This window comes from Oleiphilus sp. HI0132 (assembly GCF_001635845.1).
Map to the genome: position 1 here is coordinate 1 of NZ_LWGJ01001217.1, position 3,325 is coordinate 3,325.

General features: G+C 41.1%; 3 protein-coding genes. 1 reads left to right on the top strand and 2 read right to left on the bottom strand.

What is annotated here, in order from left to right; genetic code table 11:
- Positions 1–88: 88 nt before the first annotated feature.
- Both A3766_RS17760 and A3766_RS17765 read right to left on the bottom strand, forming a co-directional pair.
- Positions 89–451 carry a response regulator gene (locus tag A3766_RS17760; protein ID WP_068552638.1) on the bottom strand — a complete coding sequence of 121 codons (363 nt, stop codon included), beginning with the start codon at positions 449–451 and terminating at the stop codon, positions 89–91.
- A gap of 14 nt (positions 452–465) precedes the next feature.
- Positions 466–2,295: an ATP-binding protein gene (locus A3766_RS17765; RefSeq protein WP_068634257.1), complete on the bottom strand. Its 1,830-nt coding sequence runs from the start codon at positions 2,293–2,295 to the stop codon at positions 466–468.
- A gap of 428 nt (positions 2,296–2,723) precedes the next feature.
- Here A3766_RS17765 and lolA point away from each other — a divergent pair.
- Positions 2,724–3,325 (top strand): outer membrane lipoprotein chaperone LolA (gene lolA / locus A3766_RS17770; RefSeq protein ID WP_068642619.1); only part of this gene is annotated, 602 nt, incomplete at its 3' end.

The window sequence follows — 3,325 nt, forward strand, 5'->3', positions numbered from 1 at the left end:
AGAATAATAAGCTTTTCATAATTTCTACCTAATCACGCTTGATTTATAAGTTATAGTTAATAGCTCGCTTAATATGCTAACCGTTCTTTTATAACCAGTATTGTAGTTTTTCTAACATTTCTTCTGGTGAAAAAGGTTTTGATAAATAGTCGTTCATACCCGCTTCGATACACTTGTCTCGATCGCCTTTCATCGCGTGAGCTGTCATGGCGACCACTGGTATTCTTGTATAATGTTCACCCGCAGACCCTTTTCGAATTTTTCTAGTCGCTTCGTAGCCATCCATAATTGGCATTTGGCAGTCCATTAATATCAGGTCGAATTGTGTATTACTTTCTTTCAATATTTGAATGGCTTCCTGCCCATTATTNGCGGTGGTGCAAGGGTAGTTGTTTTCATCAAGAATCACTTCGGCTATCAATTGGTTTGTTTTGACATCTTCTACCAACAAAATATTGAAACTGCCTAGAGAGGCTTTGTTGTCACGTTCTCGTGGCTCAAGTGTGTTGATGGCTTGTGGCGTTTCCCAATATCTAATAATAGCTGAACGGTAAATGTGCTGCCGCATCCTAATTTACTCACCACGTCTACGTGACCTCCCATCATTTCAGATAGTTCGCGCACGATAGTTAAGCCTAAACCTGTCCCGCCATACTTACGTGTGGTAGAGCTGTCCTCTTGTGAGAAAATATCGAAGATTGTGCCGAGTTTTGCTTGTTTTATACCTACTCCAGTATCAGTAATACTAATACTCACTTTTATTTTATCGCCAACTTCTAAGGTCGAAGCGGTCATTTTGATAATGCCTTGTTCGGTAAACTTTTCTGCATTGCTGACTAGATTCGAAACGATTTGCTTAATTCTATTCGGGTCACCTTTTAAATACTGATGAGAAATGTCTGTGCACTGGAGTTCAAGCTTGACGCCTTTCTTTTCAACAGTCCCTTTCCATAAGCTTTCTTGGTGACGAAGAAGCTCAGAAAGGTCAAAATCGATATATTCGAGTTTTAGCTTGCCAGCTTCTATTTTCGAAATATCTAATATTTCGTTTAGTAGTGACAGTAAGGATTCTGCGCTAGAAAGAGATAGTTCAGCCTGATCTCGCTGCTGTTCGCTTAGATCGCTACCTAGTAGCAAGTGGAGCATACCCATAATGCCGTTCATGGGAGTTCTGATCTCGTGGCTCATGCTGGCTAAAAACTCGCTTTTAGCAACGTCTGCAGCCACGGCTTTTTGTTTTGCATCTACAAGGTCTTGATGAGCCCCTACCTCGGCATCAATGTCCTGCACTGAACCATACAAACGAAGGCAGACTCCATCTTCAAACTCTGCTTCACCGGTACTAGTGATCCAAATATGATGGCCTTTATGTGTTTTTACTTTTAACTGTTCAGCCCAAGGCGTGCCGGATCTGATGGCTTCGAGTTGGAGTGCTTCAAGTTTCCCCATGCTTTGTTCGGGATAGAATTGCTTGATAGAGTCGGGCGTGGGAGTGAAGCTATCGTCTACCTCAAATATCTCTCTCGTTTTTGACGACCAGGTTAGCACTTTACTTTGAATGTCATATTCCCATGCGCCTATTCGTGCCTGGCTGCTCATTGCTTCTAGTAGACTACTCTGTCGCTTAAGCATGCTCGTACGTTTGCTGACAATGTCTTCAAGATTTGAGTTAAGCGAAAGCAAGTTGTTTTTCGATTTATCAAGACGCTTTTTAAGTGATGTGAATACATTATCTAAGCGCCGTAATTCACGGCTATCAAGCCCGGGGTGTGAGAGTTCAGCAGATAGAGTTGGCCTATCGTCATGTATGTTGTCAAAGTCAGTTGTTTCCATCTTAATCAGAAACTTATCAAGTGCTTTAACTAGAAACTTGTTAAACGCCCACAGAAAGAGTATCCATAGCACAATTGACTTAATAACAGCGTTCACCAAAATGAATAGAAAATTGTGTTTAACTTGGTCTATTACTATGTCTCTGCTTGAAAACAAGTAAAGTGTACCCATTTTACGTCCATCGTAGCTCACCTCGAATTCTTGATAGAACTTATTTGCCCAGCTGTCTTTATCTACGTTCTCTTTGGGGCTATTTCCATCGACGAAAATCTGTTTCGATTCTGAATCTATCAGCAGGATTCCTGAAATATCGGCAAGCCCTAATACCCCCTGGAGCGTAGCTTCAAGTTGCTCCATATCATAATTCCACCAAGCTGTGGCAATAGACTTTCCAAAGATCGATTGGTAGGTAATAAGGTTACGGTCTATGCGTAACTTTTGTTGCTGGTACTCGTTATACATATGTACAGCAGTGATCACCAAAGTAATCAGCAATTAGAGTGAAAAGACAACTCTTAGAAGCCTTACACCCAAGCTGTAGCCCTGATTGTTGGCTTTGTCGCCATCGTTCAAAATGATCACCATTGTTAGAAGTGGAAATATCTAAACCACTGATCCTCAAGTGTAGTTTAATGAGAGAAGATCGCTAGTGGGTGAGTGATTCTGAATCAATTTTTGTGGCTCTAGATATGCCGATATGTAGTGTTTTAAGTGGTGAATAGGGGCTGAGCGTTTAGAATTCGGGTTGTTATCTATGCAAATAGCCAAGATGATAAGATGAACAACAATTATCTTTTCAGCTTTGTTTCATGTGTTAAAGTTGCGTTCTAGCGAAAGGCTTACGCTTATTTAGGGTGTATACGCCTTGTATTACTTGTTATGGACACACTATGTATAGATTTATTTTCTTCTCCGTTTTATCTCTTTTTACCTGTTCAGTTTATTCAGCACCTGAAACGCAAGGCTCTGCACTGGATGAGCTTGTAGAGTCTCTGAATAGGATAAAAACTCTTTCTGCGACTTTTGTACAATATTCTGTTGATCAGCGTGGTGCACGTATTCAGGAGTCTAAAGGTGAGCTTAAAGCAGATAGAGCAGGCAAATTCTTCTGGCGTACCTATGAACCGCTCGAACAAATTGTTATCTCTGATGGAAAGGAGGTAACTGTTTATGACCCTGACTTAGAGCAGGCAACTATCCAAGCTGTGGGCTCGCAGGTGCAAACGACTCCCGCAATATTGTTTAGTGGTGATACTCAAAAAATTGGTCAGCTATTTGAGGTAGAAATGGCATGGTTTGAACCATCAATAAGGCAGTTCACTTTAAAGCCAAAATCAGAGGAAAGCTTATTTGAGGGGCTGAAGTTACGTTTCTCTGGTTCGAATGTGAGCGAACTCCGGATCACAGATGCTTTAGGGCAAGAAAGTACAATGAGCTTTATTCAGTCGCAAGTTAATTTAGAGCTGCCAAGTAATACCTTTACGCCTGAATT

Bases quoted from the DNA above. Each gene is read 5' to 3' on its own strand.
- A3766_RS17765 (WP_068634257.1), bottom strand. From the start codon at position 2,295: ATGTATAACGAGTACCAGCAACAAAAGTTACGCATAGACCGTAACCTT.